We start from the raw sequence: 393 nt of genomic DNA, 5'->3' as shown, positions 1-393 counted from the left end.
GGCAACTAATTGTAAAGTCATCCAAGGCTTAACTTCTTCACGCACTTCTAGTAATGCCTTTAAAGCAACTAAATCTGGATCGGTCACATCAACATGTGATCGGACGAACTGTAGTCCGTGCGTCGCTTGAATTTTCAAAGCCGCAATTGCTCGCTGCTTAACATCCTCATGGGATAAGGTCTGCTTGCGTTCACCCCAAATTCGAATACCATCAAACAAAGTCCCGCTCTCGTTCCACTCGGGTTGTCCAGCAGTCATTGTTGAATCTAGATGAACATGCGGATCAACAAAGGGTGGGATCATTAATTTTCCTGTTGCATCGATAACTTGTTCACCCGTAATTGGTGTTAAAAAATCATCAATTGCAGCAAATTTTCCATCTGTGATTCGCAC

1 protein-coding gene is annotated in these 393 nt (G+C 43.3%); it reads right to left on the bottom strand.

The window, feature by feature from the left end; genetic code table 11:
• A partial coding sequence (locus CP370_RS09490) for an amidohydrolase family protein (protein ID WP_143467907.1) occupies positions 1-393 on the bottom strand: 393 nt, incomplete at both ends.

This window comes from Lactobacillus sp. UMNPBX19, assembly GCF_002553805.1.
GTDB lineage: Bacteria > Bacillota > Bacilli > Lactobacillales > Lactobacillaceae > Lactobacillus.
The sequence above is the reverse complement of the archived record's forward strand: the minus strand, read 5'-3'. Positions and strand labels throughout refer to the sequence as shown.